At 59.9% G+C, this 1,003-nt stretch carries 2 protein-coding genes; both read right to left on the bottom strand.

The features are described 5' to 3' along the window. Positions 1-133: 133 nt before the first annotated feature. Complete coding sequence (locus B3C64_RS07835) at positions 134-688, bottom strand: DUF3152 domain-containing protein (RefSeq protein WP_291534919.1); 555 nt, start codon at positions 686-688, stop codon at positions 134-136. A gap of 58 nt (positions 689-746) precedes the next feature. After that, the coding region (locus B3C64_RS07830; RefSeq protein WP_291534918.1) for a hypothetical protein at positions 747-1,003 on the bottom strand (257 nt) is incomplete at its 5' end.

Here is a 1,003-nt window from a genome sequence, read left to right as displayed (position 1 = left end):
CGCGGCGGCTCCGAATATGGTAGGTCCGAACGGCAAATCGGGGCACCACAAGTGGCGGCGAGACGCGGATCACCGCCATCGCAACAGTATGTCCAAGCCACCACACGCCACCGCAAACACCGCGAGCACGGCGCTACTGAATCCACAGTTCCGAATCGAGCGGATATTCGTTCACCGAGCAGCCGTCGAGATGCATGGACTGCTCCTGCATCAGGGGCGCGGCCTGGCCCGCTCCGGCGCATGTCGTCTCATTGTCCTTGTGTCCGAGTCGATGGCCGACCTCATGGTTGATCACCATCACCCGGTACCGTGCCAGATCGCCGCCCGCCGACAGCCATGACTCCGTGCCGGAGGTCCACCGATTGTCGTTGATGATCACGTCCTGGCCCACCCTGCAGCTGTATTCCTCCGAGCAGCCGGACGAGAACGATTTCATGTATTGCGCCTCCGAAAGCACCAGGTTGAAGTCGCATGTGTTCTGATCGGTGGATTGTTCGAACACCGCGCCGGCGCGTGGCCAGCCTTTTGCATCGTTGAGGATACGGTAGGCGGCGTTCGCGAATTCCTCGGCATCGCCGACATTGCCTTTTGTGGTGACGCAGTACCGGTATCGGACCACGTCGTGCCCGCTGTTCTGTGCCACTTGTTCCGCATTGCTGAGGATCTTGGCCTTTTCCTCATCACTCAATGAGGCGGATTGCGCGTCCAACGCCTCCTCCACCGCGGTGTTCCGTCCGGTCTTCTGCTCAGTGTCCTGTTTTTGTCCGGATTGGCCCTTCGCTGCTTTCCGGGCGTTCGCGCTTGTACCATTTGAGGATCGTTGGCCGCGTGATTTCCTTGTTTTCGCATCGCCATCCGCTGTGGAATTCCGCGATTGCGCGGATGATGACGCGACGCCCGCACCGTTCGTTTTCCCCCGAATATCCAACGCATGCACACTGCAGAACGTAAGCGTCGCGACCACAAGCAACGTAACGGTTGCGAACAATGCGATGCGCCGGAT

Source organism: Bifidobacterium sp. UBA6881 (assembly GCA_002451435.1).
In the GTDB taxonomy this organism is placed as follows: Bacteria; Actinomycetota; Actinomycetes; order Actinomycetales; family Bifidobacteriaceae; genus Bifidobacterium.
This window is presented reverse-complemented; position numbering and strand designations above follow the sequence as displayed.